Origin of the sequence: Geobacillus sp. C56-T3 (assembly GCF_000092445.1) — a bacterium.
Classification (GTDB): Bacteria; Bacillota; Bacilli; order Bacillales; family Anoxybacillaceae; genus Geobacillus; species Geobacillus thermoleovorans.
Genome location: NC_014206.1, coordinates 2,439,089 through 2,452,569, shown reverse-complemented (window position 1 = coordinate 2,452,569; position 13,481 = coordinate 2,439,089). Strand labels below are relative to the sequence as shown.

General features: G+C 56.2%; 15 protein-coding genes. All 15 read left to right on the top strand.

The annotated features are described in order from the left end of the window. The first annotated feature begins 6 nt into the window (after positions 1-6). Positions 7-366, top strand: coding sequence for a response regulator (locus GC56T3_RS12080; protein ID WP_013145750.1), 360 nt, complete (start codon positions 7-9; stop codon positions 364-366). A gap of 19 nt (positions 367-385) precedes the next feature. Next, entirely contained in the window at positions 386-1,042 is a 657-nt protein-coding gene (fliZ, locus tag GC56T3_RS12075; RefSeq protein ID WP_013145749.1) for a flagella biosynthesis regulatory protein FliZ, read from the top strand. Next, on the top strand, positions 1,035-1,703 hold the full coding sequence (gene fliP / locus GC56T3_RS12070; protein WP_013145748.1) for a flagellar type III secretion system pore protein FliP: 669 nt from the start codon (positions 1,035-1,037) through the stop codon (positions 1,701-1,703). The genes fliZ and fliP overlap by 8 nt, the downstream gene beginning before the upstream one ends. Positions 1,704-1,718: 15 nt before the next feature. Next, entirely contained in the window at positions 1,719-1,988 is a 270-nt protein-coding gene (fliQ, locus tag GC56T3_RS12065; protein ID WP_011230735.1) for a flagellar biosynthesis protein FliQ, read from the top strand. 6 nt (positions 1,989-1,994) lie between these two features. After that, entirely contained in the window at positions 1,995-2,768 is a 774-nt protein-coding gene (gene fliR, locus GC56T3_RS12060; RefSeq protein WP_013145747.1) for a flagellar biosynthetic protein FliR, read from the top strand. A 1-nt stretch (position 2,769) separates the two neighbouring features. Then, the gene (flhB, locus tag GC56T3_RS12055; RefSeq protein WP_013145746.1) at positions 2,770-3,852 is read left to right on the top strand and encodes a flagellar biosynthesis protein FlhB; all 1,083 of its coding nucleotides are present in this window, start codon (positions 2,770-2,772) and stop codon (positions 3,850-3,852) included. 18 nt (positions 3,853-3,870) lie between these two features. Then, on the top strand, positions 3,871-5,916 hold the full coding sequence (gene flhA / locus GC56T3_RS12050) for a flagellar biosynthesis protein FlhA (RefSeq protein WP_013145745.1): 2,046 nt from the start codon (positions 3,871-3,873) through the stop codon (positions 5,914-5,916). Continuing rightward, the gene (gene flhF, locus GC56T3_RS12045; protein ID WP_013145744.1) at positions 5,913-7,085 is read left to right on the top strand and encodes a flagellar biosynthesis protein FlhF; all 1,173 of its coding nucleotides are present in this window, start codon (positions 5,913-5,915) and stop codon (positions 7,083-7,085) included. Before flhA ends, flhF begins: the two co-directional genes overlap by 4 nt. Next, positions 7,079-7,945 carry a MinD/ParA family protein gene (locus tag GC56T3_RS12040; RefSeq protein WP_041468467.1) on the top strand — a complete coding sequence of 289 codons (867 nt, stop codon included), beginning with the start codon at positions 7,079-7,081 and terminating at the stop codon, positions 7,943-7,945. Before flhF ends, GC56T3_RS12040 begins: the two co-directional genes overlap by 7 nt. A 9-nt stretch (positions 7,946-7,954) precedes the next feature. Continuing rightward, a complete protein-coding gene (locus GC56T3_RS12035) occupies positions 7,955-9,004 on the top strand; it encodes a chemotaxis response regulator protein-glutamate methylesterase (protein ID WP_013145742.1) in 1,050 nt (349 codons plus the stop codon). Positions 9,005-9,016: 12 nt separating this feature from the next. Further along, positions 9,017-11,017 (top strand): chemotaxis protein CheA, encoded by a 2,001-nt coding sequence (locus tag GC56T3_RS12030; protein ID WP_013145741.1) that lies wholly within the window; start codon positions 9,017-9,019, stop codon positions 11,015-11,017. Between the two features lie 83 nt (positions 11,018-11,100). Then, positions 11,101-11,538, top strand: a complete 438-nt coding sequence (locus GC56T3_RS12025; protein WP_011230743.1) for a chemotaxis protein CheW — start codon at positions 11,101-11,103, stop codon at positions 11,536-11,538. A 22-nt stretch (positions 11,539-11,560) separates the two neighbouring features. Beyond that, positions 11,561-12,193, top strand: a complete 633-nt coding sequence (locus GC56T3_RS12020) for a chemotaxis protein CheC (RefSeq protein ID WP_013145740.1) — start codon at positions 11,561-11,563, stop codon at positions 12,191-12,193. Beyond that, positions 12,190-12,687, top strand: a complete 498-nt coding sequence (locus tag GC56T3_RS12015; protein ID WP_011230745.1) for a chemotaxis protein CheD — start codon at positions 12,190-12,192, stop codon at positions 12,685-12,687. The genes GC56T3_RS12020 and GC56T3_RS12015 overlap by 4 nt, the downstream gene beginning before the upstream one ends. A gap of 38 nt (positions 12,688-12,725) precedes the next feature. Continuing rightward, entirely contained in the window at positions 12,726-13,481 is a 756-nt protein-coding gene (locus GC56T3_RS12010) for a FliA/WhiG family RNA polymerase sigma factor (RefSeq protein ID WP_013145739.1), read from the top strand.

Below are 13,481 nucleotides of genomic sequence, written 5' to 3'. Positions count from 1 at the left end.
GGGGACATGGCAAGAGTGCTTGTCGTTGATGATGCGGCATTTATGCGCATGATGATTAAAGACATTTTGACGAAAAACGGACATGAAGTTGTCGCCGAAGCGGCCGATGGGCGGCAGGCGATCGAGAAATACAAGGAAACGCGGCCCGATGTAGTGACAATGGATATTACGATGCCGGAGATGGATGGGATTGCGGCGCTCAAGGAAATTAAAAAAATCGACAGCAACGCCAAAGTCATTATGTGCTCCGCGATGGGGCAGCAGGCAATGGTGATTGATGCCATTCAAGCCGGAGCGAAAGATTTTGTGGTCAAGCCGTTCCAAGCGGACCGCGTCATCGAAGCGATCAACAAAACGATCGGGTGAGCGATCAGAGGTGGAAACGATGGCAATTTGGCGCTGGGCGGCCGTTTTGCTGGCAGCAGCCATTGCTTTGGGGCCGACGCCGGCATCGGCCGCCCAAAGCCCCACGGTCGCCGACTGCCTGCAGCATCCCGATTCATGCGGGAAGTCAGCTCCTTCCGGGCAACAGACAAACCAAACAGCGAATCAAGCCGCTGATGCGGTTTCCGCTTTCGATGTGCTTCGGCTCATCGGCGCGACCGCCTTTGTTCTCTTCCTTCTTTATGCGCTGTTTCAATGGCTTTCCCGCCGTCAGCCGTTCGTTTCCGGCCAAAAAGGCGCCATTGAGCACCTTGGGGGAACAAGCGTCGGGGCGAACCGCTCTGTGCAGCTGATTAAAGTCGGCCGCCGGCTGCTCGTCATCGGCGTCGGCGATTCGATTCAGCTGCTTACGGAAATTGAAGACGAACAAGAAATGAATGAGCTGTTAGCGCAGCATCGCGAGCGGTTGGAACGAATGGCGGAGTTCGGCCGGCTTGGCTCCTTCCTTCGAGGCGAGTGGACGGGGAAATCAAAGCGGAAAAACGGTTTGCCGCCGTCGTTTTCGACGCTGTTGGCTGAGGAGATGAAGCAAATGACTGAAAAACGGAACGAGTGGCTAAAGCGGCTGAAAGGGAAAGGAACGGCGGGCGATGAGTGAATTTGTCCATATGTTTGATTCGATGGCTCCCGAGCACGTGTCGACAGCGGTGAAGCTTCTTCTGCTGCTCACCGTGTTGTCGATCGCACCCGGCATTCTCATTATGATGACATGTTTTACCCGCATCGTCATCGTTTTGTCGTTTGTGCGCACGGCGCTCGGCACGCAGCAGATGCCGCCGAACCAAGTGCTCGTTGGGCTCGCCTTGTTTTTAACGTTTTTCATTATGGCGCCGACTTGGAAAGACATCAACGATCAGGCATTGCAGCCGCTGTTTGCCGACAAAATTGACTTGGAGGAGGCGTATGAACGGGCGGCTGTTCCGCTGAAGCAGTTTATGAGCCAATACACAAGGCAGGAAGATTTGGCGCTGTTTTTATCATACAGCGGCGCCAAACAGCCGAAAACGATCAACGACATCCCGATGACCGCGCTCGTGCCGGCGTTTGCCATCAGTGAGTTGAAAACGGCGTTTCAAATGGGCTTTATGATTTTTATTCCGTTTTTAGTCATCGACATGATCGTCGCCAGCGTCTTAATGTCGATGGGGATGATGATGCTGCCGCCCGTGATGATTTCGCTGCCGTTTAAAATTTTATTGTTTGTCCTTGTTGATGGCTGGCATTTGGTCGTCAAATCATTGTTGCAAAGTTTTCAATAAAGATAGGTGGCGTTTATGAGTGCCGATTTCATCATCCGCCTTGCTGAACAAGGCGTGTATATCGTGCTTGTCGTCTGCGGGCCGCTCTTGTTGTTGTCCCTTGCCGTCGGGCTTGTCGTCAGCATTTTTCAGGCGGCGACGCAAATTCAAGAGCAGACGCTCGCGTTTGTGCCGAAAATCGTCGCCGTCTTGCTTGGACTTGTGTTCTTTGGGCCGTGGATGCTCTCGAAAATGGTGTCGTACGCGCACGATATTTTCAACAATCTTGCTTCGTTTATAGGCTGATCGGCGATGGAACAAGCATGGACTTATTTTCCGGCGTTTTTGCTCGTCTTTGTCCGCGCCGCTTCGTTTTTCGCGGCGATGCCGTTGTTTTCCTACCGGACCGTGCCGGCTTCGTATAAAGCCGGATTGGCGTTTTTGTTCAGCTGGCTGTTGTTTTTGGCGATGCCCAAACCGGTGTTGGCGCTTGACGGCGTGTATGTATTGCTTGTCGTAAAAGAAGCGCTCGTCGGACTGGCGCTTGGGCTGCTGGCAGCGATCCTCATGGCGGCGGTGCAAGTCGCCGGCGGCTTGATCGATTTTCAAATCGGGTTTGCCATCGCCAACGTCATCGACCCGCAAACTGGAGCGCAAAGCCCGCTGCTTGGCGAATATCTTCATTTGCTGGCGCTTTTGCTTTGGCTTATGCTTGACGGGCACCATTTGCTGCTTGACGGCATGTTTTACAGCTATCATTGGCTGCCGCTTGACCGCCTGCCGCACGTTGCTGACGGTCGGGCGGTGGAATACGCGGTGCGGGCGTTTGCTGCGATGTTCGCCGCCGCTTTCCAAATGGCGGCCCCGCTTGTCGGATCGCTCTTTTTAGTCGACGTGGCGCTTGGCATCATCGCCCGCGCGGTGCCGCAAATGAACATTTTTGCGGTCGGCTTTTCCGCCAAAACGGCGGCGGCGTTTTTGCTCCTGTTGGCGGCAGTCGGGGGGATATTGCTCGCGGCGCGCGGTGTATTTCACTTCATGTTTGCCTCGTTGCGCGAGTTGATGCGGCTGTTGGGGGGCGGATAAGATGGGCGAGTGGCGGCTCGATTTGCAATTTTTCGCTGGGGAAAAAACGGAAAAGGCGACGCCTCGCAAACGGCAAGAAGTGCGGGAAAAAGGACAGGTGGCCAAAAGCGGTGATGTCGTCTCCGCTTCCGTGTTGCTTGCTTCATTTCTTGCTTTGTCCTTGGCCGGGGCGTACGAGCGGGACGGTCTGCTGCGGTTGTTCGCCCGCGCCTTGTCCGATTATGCGTCCGCTTCGTTGACGGTTGACTCGCTTCACCGGCTGTTTCTTGACTGGCTTTCCCATGCATCCTTGCTTTTGGCGCCGCTGTTCGCCGCCGCAGTGCTGGCGGCTGGGTTGGCCAACTTTTTGCAAATCGGCGCCTTGTTCACCGTTGAACCGTTAAAAATGGATTGGAACCGCCTCAATCCCGTGCAAGGAATGAAACGGCTGTTTTCGTTGCGCGCCTTGGTCGAGCTGTTGAAATCCGTGTTAAAAGCTGGAATCATCGGTGCGGTCGTGTTTGCGGCGCTGTTGGCCGAACGAAGCGAGCTTGCGGCGCTCGTTTCCAAGACGCCGGGTGAGGCTTTGACTGTCGTCGGCGGCTTGACGGTGAAAATGGGGCTGTACGCCGCGGGGGCGCTCTTGTTTTTAGCGCTGTTTGATTACTTGTATCAGCGGTTTGAATTTGAAAAAAGCATCCGCATGTCCAAACAGGACATTAAAGATGAATACAAAAAGACGGAAGGCGATCCACTCATCAAATCGCGCATCAAGCAAAAACAGCGTGAGATGGCGATGAGGCGGATGATGCAGGAAGTGCCGAACGCGGATGTCGTCATTACCAACCCGACGCATTACGCCGTGGCCCTCAAGTATGAAGACGGCAAGATGGAAGCGCCGGTCGTCGTCGCGAAAGGGGCGGATTATATGGCGTTGAAAATCAAGGAAGTGGCGAAAACCCATGGCGTCGTGACTGTCGAAAATCGCCCGCTTGCGCAGGCGCTCTACCGCCAGACGGAAGTCGGCGACATGATTCCAGAGGCGTTTTTTAAGGCAGTGGCGGAAATTTTGGCGTACGTCTATCGGCTCAAAGGAAACGTGTAGCAACAAGGAGAGAAAACAATGCAAGCGCAAATCAAAGATTTATCCGTATTGTTTCTTGTCGTGCTCATCGTCGCCATGCTCGTTATCCCGCTGCCGACATGGCTGTTGAGCGTCTTGATCATCATCAATATTTCCCTTGCCTTGCTTGTATTGCTGACGGCGATGAACACGAAAGAGCCGCTTGAGTTTTCCATTTTTCCGTCATTGCTTTTAGTGCTGACGCTGTTTCGGCTCGGGCTGAATGTGTCAACCACCCGCTCGATTTTAAGCAAAGGGGAGGCGGGCGGCGTCGTTGAAACGTTCGGAACGTTCGTCGTTGGCGGCGATGTCGTCGTTGGGTTTGTCGTGTTTTTGATTTTGGTCATCATCCAGTTTGTTGTCATCACCAAAGGGGCGGAGCGCGTCTCTGAAGTGGCGGCCCGCTTTACGCTCGATGCGATGCCCGGCAAACAGATGAGCATTGACGCCGATTTAAACGCCGGCATGATTTCGGAGCAAGAAGCGCGCAAGCGGCGGGAAAAAGTGGCGCAAGAAGCCGACTTTTACGGAGCAATGGACGGGGCGAGCAAATTTGTAAAAGGCGACGCCATCGCCGGCATCATTATCGTCGTCATCAACATGTTGTTTGGCATGGTGATCGGCGTCGTTGAGCAAGGGATGGACATGGCGGAGGCAGCGAAGCGCTACACGCTTTTGACGGTCGGCGACGGCATCGTCAGCCAAATTCCGGCGCTGTTGATTTCCACGGCGACCGGCATCATCGTCACCCGGGCGGCGTCGGACAGCAACTTGAGCGGCGATATTATGCGCCAGCTGTTCGCATTTCCGAAAATGTTGTACGTCACGGCAGGAACGATTTTCCTGCTCGGCTTGTTTACGCCGATCAACGACTTGTTGACGATGCCGATTGCCGGGCTGCTGGCGCTTGGCGGCTACCGATTTATCGAGCGGCAAAAGCAAGAAGAAGCGGCATTGGCCGCTCCGGAAGAGGAGGCGGCGGCCGCCGACGAATTGAAAAGCCCGGAAAGCGTCATCCAACTGCTGCATATCGATCCGATTGAATTTGAGTTCGGCTATGCGCTCATTCCGCTCGCTGATGCCAATCAAGGCGGGGATTTGCTTGACCGGATCGTCATGATTCGCCGTCAGCTCGCGCTCGAGCTTGGCATTGTCATCCCGGTTGTGCGCATTCGCGACAACATCCAGTTGCAGCCGAATGAATACCGGATCAAAGTGAAAGGCGAGGAAGTGGCGCGCGGCGAGCTGCTGCTTGACCATTATTTGGCGATGAGCCCCGGAGTTGACGACGATTCGATTGATGGCATTGACACCATCGAGCCGGCGTTTGGTCTGCCGGCGAAATGGATTTCCGAGACCGTAAAAGACCGGGCGGAAATGCTTGGCTATACAGTCGTCGACCCGCCATCGGTCGTCTCGACACACTTAACGGAGGTGCTGAAAGCCCATGCCCACGAACTGCTGGGGCGTCAGGAAACAAAACAGCTGATCGATCATTTAAAAGAATCGTATCCGGTGCTTGTCGACGATGTGACGCCGAATCCGTTGTCTGTCGGCGACGTGCAAAAAGTGCTCGCCAAGCTGCTGAAAGAGAAAGTGTCGATCCGCAACTTGCCGCTCATTTTTGAGGCGCTTGCCGATTTTGCCCGCCTGACCAGCGACACCGATTTGTTGACGGAATACGTCCGCCAAGCGTTGGCGCGGCAAATCACCTCGCAGTACGCCGTGCCGGGCGAGCCGCTGCGCGTCATTACGCTGTCGGGCAGGGCGGAAAAAACGATCGCCGACGCCGTGCAGCAAACCGAACACGGCCGCTATTTGGCGCTCGAGCCGGCGCGGGCGCAGGCGTTTGTGGAAGCGGTCGCCGCGGCGCTTGAACGCTATCCGTTCGCCGGCCAGACGCCGATTTTGCTCTGCTCCCCGGCGGTGCGCATGTACGTCCGCCAGCTGACCGAGCGCCATTTTCCGACTGTTCCGGTGCTGTCGTACAACGAGCTTGAAGCGGATGTCGAAGTTCAAAGCGTGGGGATGGTGGAAATCGAATGAAAGTGAAAAAATTTGTCGCCCCGTCCATGAACGAAGCGATGAAAATGGTTCGCGCCGAACTTGGCCGCGACGCCGTCATTTTGCACTCGAAAGTCGTGCAGACCGGCGGATTTTTCGGTCTGTTTGCGAAAAAAAAGATCGAAGTGTTGGCCGGCGTTGATCCGGATCCACTGCCGCTGCGTCAGCCGGATGCCGCCGCGTCTTTGACGCGTCAGCCGGATGCCGCCGCGTCTTTGACGCGTCAGCCGAGTGCTGCTGCGTCCTTTGCCCCTTTGCCGGCGGCCGAGCGGGAGGAAGACGGCTCGCTTGCCCGTGAGATCGAGGAAGTCAAGGCGCTCATCCGTCAGTTCAACGCCCGCTCGTCTTCGCTTTTGTATCCTCCACCGCTTGCGGAAGCGGAACGGCGCCTCGTTCGGCAAGGGATGGCGGATGTGTACGTCCGCCAAGTGATGGATCGCCTGCTTGAACGGTGGTATGCCGACAAAGACGGCCGGTCGCCCGCTGCGGTCTCCGCCTGGACGAAAGAAGCGGTGCGCGATCTATTGTCGACGCTTCCGTTTGTCAAAACGGCGGAGCAAAAAAAGTATATGATTTTGCTTGGTCCGACCGGGGTTGGAAAAACGACGACGCTCGCCAAAATGGCAGGGCGCGCCGTCCTCGAGCAAGGGAAAAAAGTCGGGTTCATCACGGCCGACACGTACCGGATCGCCGCCATCGACCAACTGAAGACGTATGCCGACATTTTGCACGCTCCGTTGGAAGTATGCTACAATGCCGACGATTTTCGGACGGCGAAGCGGAAATTGGCCGGCTGCGATCTCGTGTTCGTCGATACGGCTGGCCGCAACTTCCGCAACCCGCAATACGTGGATGAACTGCAGCAAACGCTCGAGTTTGACAGCGAAACGGAAACGTTTCTTGTATTCGCCGCCACGGGAAAGTATGACGATATGAAAACGATTTACAACCACTTTTCCCGCCTGCCGATCGATCGGCTGATCGTGACGAAGCTCGATGAGACGGACTCGTTTGGAACGATCGTCAATGTGTTGCTTGACAGCCGGCTTGCCGCCGCCTATTTCACGAACGGGCAAAATGTGCCGGACGACATGGTGGAAGCGTCCGCAGACCGGCTCGTTCATCTGCTGTTTGGGGCGGAGCGATGGTGAGCGATCAAGCAGAACGGCTGCGCTATGAGCTGGGCCGCCGGCTGACGCCGGCGGCGGGGCCGCGGACCATCGCGGTGACGAGCGGGAAAGGCGGAGTCGGCAAGTCAAACCTTTCGCTCAATTTTTCGCTGTCGCTCTCGAAGCTCGGGTTTCGCGTCTTGCTGCTTGATATGGACATCGGCATGGGCAACATCGACATTTTGCTCGGCCAGTCGTCGCCATTGACGCTTTCGGATTGGTTTTCCGCGCGGTTGCCGCTTTCCGAGCTGGTAAAAAGCGGACCGGAGCATCTATCGTATATTGCTGGGGGGACGGGCGCCGCGCAATGGTTGAGTGTCGATCGATCCGCTATCGACTATTTGTTGGCCGAGCTGCAGACGGTGGCGTCGCGATATGATTATCTCATTTTCGATATGGGGGCGGGTGCCTCAGAAGAACGATTGTATTTTTTAAAGTCCGTCGACGATGTGTTTATTGTCACGACGCCGGAGCCGACCGCGATGACGGATGCGTACGCCATGATGAAATATATGCACACCGCCGGCAGCGAGGCTCCGTTTTCCGTCATCGTCAACCGCGCCGGCAGCGAGCGGGAAGGATACGGCGTCTTTTCGCGCCTGCAGCATGCCGCCAGTCGGTTTTTCCATAAAGACATCGCCTTGCTTGGCGTCGTTCCTGAAGACCGGACTGTGGCGCGCTGTGTCGTCCGGCAAACGCCGTTTGTTCTCTTTGATCCGGCGGCGAAGGCGAGCCGGGCAGTGCGTCAAATGGCATGCCGCTATGCGGCGGGAGGAGAAAAAGAGCCGGAGCGGGCTCCCCGCTTTTTTGCGAAGCTGCGTCAACTTTTGCTAGAAAGGTAGAGACGGAACATGAAGACGATCAAGGTGCTTGTCGTCGATGACTCGGCGTTTATGCGCAAATGGATCAGTGATTTTTTGTCCGAGCATCCGCGCCTCGAAGTCATCGGAACAGCTCGCAACGGCCGGGAGGCGCTCGAGAAAATCGCTGCCCTAAGGCCGGATGTCGTGACGCTTGATGTGGAAATGCCGGTCATGAACGGACTCGAAACGTTGCAGCGCATCATGCGGGACCATCCCGTGCCGGTCGTCATGGTGTCAAGCACGACGACCGAAGGGGCGGAAAACACGATCGCCGCCATGCAGTACGGGGCGGTCGACTTTGTCGCCAAGCCGTCCGGACCGATTTCGCTCGATTTGTACAAAGTGAAAGACGAGCTGATTGGCAAAGTGCTGCACGCGAGCGAAGCGAACGTGGCTGCCTTGACTGCCCCGCGCCGCCAACGTCCGTCTTGGCGCCCATCGTTCAAAGCGGCGGCGCGGCCGCAACAGGCCATCGTCGCGATCGGCACTTCCACCGGCGGCCCGCGCGCGCTCGAGACGGTGCTGACGCAGCTTCCGCCCGATCTAGCCGCTCCGGTCGTCGCTGTCCAGCATATGCCCAAAGGATTTACGACATCGCTCGCCAACCGGCTTGATGCGCTTGCCGCGATCACGGTCAAGGAGGCGGAAGACGGGGAAGTGCTGCAAAATGGCACCGCCTATATCGCGCCAGGCGGCGTCCATCTCATCGTTCGCGAAGAAGGCGGCGCGCTTAAAGCCCGTTTCGACGAATCGCCGCCGCGCGCCGGCCATCGTCCGGCTGTTGACGTGTTGTTCGAGTCGCTCGCTGCCATTCGCCGCTGTCGGAAAATCGCGGTGATCATGACCGGAATGGGAAGCGACGGAACAGCGGGGTTGAAAAAGCTGAAGGAAAGCGGGAACACAAAAGCGATCGCGGAAGCGCGCGAGACAGCCGTTGTCTTTGGGATGCCAAGAGCGGCGATCGAGGCTGGCGTCGTTGATGTCATCGTTCCGCTTGACAGCATCGCCGCTGCCATCGTCCAATTGATCGGGGAGTGAGGGGGAAACGGCATGGACATGAGCCAATATTTGGATTTATTTATTGATGAAAGCAAAGAGCATTTGCAGGCGATCAACGAGCGGCTGTTGGAACTTGAAAAAACTCCGGAGGACATGTCTGTGGTGAATGATATTTTCCGTTCGGCCCATACGTTGAAAGGCATGTCCGCCACGATGGGGTTTGAAGATTTGGCCAATTTGACGCACCAAATGGAAAACGTGCTCGATGGCATCCGCAATCGGCGGCTTTCCGTTACCCCGGAATTGCTTGACGTCATTTTTGAGGCCGTCGACCATTTGGAGGCGATGATCAGTTCCATCGCTGCAGGCGGCGACGGAACGCGCGATGTAAGGAGAACAGTCGAACAGCTGAAACGAATCGAGCAAGGGGAGATGCCCAACAAGCAGGCAGCAAGGGAAGAACCGCCCCTTGAACATGCGTATGGGGAATTTGAATACCATGTGCTCGAGCAGGCGAAGGAGCAGGGATTTTCCGTCTACGAAATCCGCGTTCGGCTTCGCGATGATTGCTTGTTGAAAGCAGCGCGCGTCTATATGGTGTTTGAACAGCTGAATGAAGTCGGAGAAATTGTGAAAGCAACGCCGCCGGTCGAGATGCTGGAGGAAGAACAGTTTGACCGGGAGTTTCTCGTTACGGTCGTATCCAAAGCGCCAGCCGATGAGTTGCAAAAGCGGCTGATGGGCATTTCGGAAATTGATGACGTCAAGGTGTCTATGCTATCGAGCGATGAACCGTCGGCAGAAAGCGAGAAAGCGGCTGCGCCCCAACAACCGGCCGCTATGGAGCAGGCGGCGGCCGTTCAGGCCGAAGCGGAGGCGCCGGAAAAACAAACAGCGAAACAGGCGACGAAAACGATCCGCGTCAACATTGAACGGCTCGATCGGTTGATGAACTTATTTGAAGAATTGGTTGTCGACCGCGGTCGGCTTGAGCAAATTTCCCGCGAGCTGAACCATGCCGAATTGACGGAAACGGTCGAGCGGATGTCTCGCATCTCGAGCGATTTGCAGACGATCATTTTAAATATGCGCATGGTGCCGGTCGAAACGGTGTTCAACCGCTTCCCGCGCATGGTGCGCCAGCTAGCCCGCGAGCTCGGCAAAAAGGTGCGCCTTGACATCATCGGCGCGGATACCGAGCTTGACCGGACGGTGATCGATGAAATCGGCGACCCGCTTGTCCATTTGATCCGCAATGCGCTCGACCACGGCATCGAAGCGCCGGACGTCCGGGCGGCGCGCGGAAAGCCGGAAGAAGGGACCGTTCAATTGCGAGCGTACCATAGCGGCAACCATGTCTTTATTGAAATCGAGGATGACGGCGCCGGCATTTCCCGGGAGAAGGTGCTGCAAAAGGCGAAAAGCCGCGGCATTGTCTCGCCGCAGGCGGCGGAGCATTTGAACGATCAGCAAATTTACGAGCTTATTTTCGCTCCCGGCTTTTCGACCGCTGAGCAAGTTTCTGACATTTCCGGCCGCGGCGTCGGTTTGGATGTCGTCAAAAGCACGATTGAGTCGCTCGGCGGCACCGTTTCGGTCGATTCGCAGCCTGGAAAAGGGTCGCTCTTTTCGATTCAGCTGCCGCTCACATTGTCGATCATTTCTGTGTTGCTCGTTCAAATCGCCGAGGAAACGTACGCGATTCCGCTGTCATCGATCATTGAGACGGCGCTGGTGAAAAAGGAAGAGATTTTTTCCGCCCACAACCAGCCGGTCATCGATTTTCGCGGCAAAATCGTGCCGCTCGTCCGCCTGAAAGACGTCTTCGCTGTTCCTGGAGCGGCCGATGACGGAGATGCGGTGGCGGTCGTGATCGTTCGGAAAGGGGAAAAACTGGCGGCGCTGGCGGTCGACTCGTTTATCGGGCAGCAAGAAGTCGTGTTGAAATCGCTAGGAAACTATTTATCTTCGGTTTTTGCCATCTCGGGGGCGACGATTTTGGGAGACGGCCGAGTGGCGCTGATTATCGACTGCAACGCGCTCGTGAAGTAGGAGATGGCCGTGTCGGTGCGGGGGCGCCTATGGCGTTGATCTGCCGTTTTCAGTGGCATGTCGAAAAAAAGGGGGAGGATTGGATGACGGCCAGCGTGCAAGCAGACTGGAAAGTGATTGCGTTTCGCCTGAAAGAAGAAGAATATGCTCTGCCGGTGCAGCATGTCCGTTCCATCGAGAAAATGCAGCCGATCACGCGCGTGCCGGGGACGGCTCATTATGTAAAAGGGGTCATCAACTTGCGCGGTGTTGTGACGCCGATCATCGATTTGCGCGAGCGGTTCGGGTTTGCCCCCGAACCATATGGGGAACAGACGCGGATCATTATCGTTGCTCTTGAGGATATGGAAGTCGGGCTCATCGTCGATGCCGCGAATGATGTCCTTGATCTGCCGGCGGAAAGCATCGAACCGCCGCCAGAGGCAATTGGCTCCGTTGAGGCAAGTTACATCGACGGCGTGGCGAAAGTGGAGAATCGGCTCCTCATTTTGCTCGATTTGGCGAAAGTGCTCGACCGATAACCCGTGGAGAGGAGCGTTGACATTGGACGATATTCGCAACTTGACGGGGATGCATATTGACATTTTGCGCGAAATCGGCAACATTGGCGCCGGCAACGCGGCGACGGCTTTGTCGACGTTGCTAAACAAAAAAATTGAAATGGCGGTGCCGCGCGTTCAAATTGCGACGTTTGCCGAAATGATGGAATCAATCGGTGGACCGGAACAAGTAGTGGCGTGCGTCTATTTGCGCATCGAAGGAGAAGCGCCGGGAAACATGTTTTTCGTGCTGCCGCCGGAACAGGCTGAGCGGTTTGTCCGCCGGATGATTGGCGATGACTCGTTTTCGTTTCAAGGAGAAGCCCATGAGCTTGGCTGCTCGGCGCTTCAGGAGCTCGGCAATATTTTAGCCGGCTCGTATTTGTCGGCATTGGCCGACTTTACGCGGCTCAACTTGCACCCGTCCGTGCCGGCATTGGCCATTGACATGATCGGGGCTGTGCTGTCGTTCGGATTGCTTGAGCTGTCGCGTGTTGGCGATTACGCCATTTTGATCGACACGGCCATTTACGATGAACGGCGTCCGGACGAAAGCATCAACGGCCATTTCTTTCTTCTTCCTGATCCGGATTCGTTTTCCATCATCTTTCGAGCGTTAGGTGTGGATGGCCTATGAGCACAGCGCAGGCTGTCAAAATCGGCATTGCGGAAATGGAGGTCGTCATAGCGCCGAATGTCATCCGCACGTGCGGGCTTGGGTCGTGCGTCGGTGTCGTCATTTACGATGCAGGCAAGGCGGTTGCCGGCATGGCGCACGTCATGCTTCCGCATTCCTCGATGGCGCGCGGCGGAGTCATCAATGCGGCCAAATACGCTGATACGGCGGTCGAGGCGCTCGTTCAGCTTGTCATTGCCGCTGGCGGGCGGAAAGGGATGCTGAAAGCGAAGCTGGCCGGCGGGGCGCAAATGTTTTCGTTTTCGACAGTTGGCGGCGATATGATGCGCATTGGCGCGCGCAATGTGGAGGAAGTGAAAAAGCAGCTCGAGCGGCTTCACATTCCGGTCGTCGCCGAAGATGTCGGGGGCCATAGCGGCCGCACGATCGAATTTAATCCGCAGACGGGCGTGCTCTCCATCCGCACCGCCGCTCAAGAAATAAAGGAAATATGACCGGGATGCGCCGTTTCCGCAAGGCAAGGGGGAGAATAATGGGAAGCGCGCTAAAAGGAGAAGAACGGAAATATTGGGATGAATGGATCCATGGCCGCGACCGCCACGCGGCCGAGGAGCTGGTGCAGCGCTATATGCCGCTTGTTTTCTACCACGTGCAGCGGCTTTCGGCGACGCTGCCGAGCTCCGTGCCGAAGGATGAGCTCGTCAGCCTTGGACTCGTCGGCTTATACGATGCGTTGGAGAAATTTGATCCATCGCGTGATTTGAAGTTCGACACGTACGCCTCGTTCCGCATCCGCGGCGCCATTTTAGACGGTTTGCGCAAAGAAGACTGGCTGCCGCGCAGCATGCGCGATAAGGCAAAAAAAATTGAGGAAGCGATCGAGCGGCTTGAACAGCGGCACATGCGATCGGTGACGGCGAAAGAGATCGCCGCTGAGCTCGGGATGACGGAAGAGGAAGTGCAGGCGGCGGCGAGTGAAACGTTTTTTTCCCATTGGCTGCCGCTCGGGCAGACGACCGTCGACGAAGATGAAGGACTGCTTTCGGTTCGCGACGACCGCGCTCCGCTTCCCGAGGAGCAAATCGTTAAGCAGGAAATGATCGAAAAGCTGGCTGAAGCCATCGGACAGCTGAATGAAAAAGAGCAGCTCGTCATCAGTTTGTTTTACAAAGAGGAGCTGACGTTTACAGAAATCGGGAGCCTTTTGCATTTGTCGACATCAAGAATTTCGCAAATTCATGCGAAAGCGCTTTGGAAACTGCGCCGCTTTTTTGAAAAAGAGCCATGA